A 261-nucleotide genomic window follows, 5' to 3' on the forward strand; every position below is an offset into this window, starting at 1 on the left:
TTTCAGATTCACTCAAGCTGGTTCAGAAGTTTCTGCGTTATTAGGTCGTATGCCATCAGCTGTTGGTTATCAACCTACACTTGCTACAGAAATGGGTCAATTACAAGAACGTATAAGTTCAACAAATAAAGGTTCAGTTACATCAATTCAAGCTGTTTTCGTACCAGCCGATGACTATACTGACCCTGCGCCAGCAACAACGTTCGCACACTTAGATTCAACAACAAACTTAGAGCGTAAATTAACAGAAATGGGTATTTA

The 261-nt window shown here is 39.5% G+C and carries 1 pseudogene; it reads left to right on the forward strand.

Features of this window, described 5'->3' with window-relative positions:
• Positions 1-261: pseudogene (locus tag GNF10_RS39620) on the forward strand (F0F1 ATP synthase subunit beta); the annotation flags it as partial.

This window comes from Nostoc sp. UCD121 (assembly GCF_014222285.1).
GTDB lineage: Bacteria > Cyanobacteriota > Cyanobacteriia > Cyanobacteriales > Nostocaceae > Nostoc.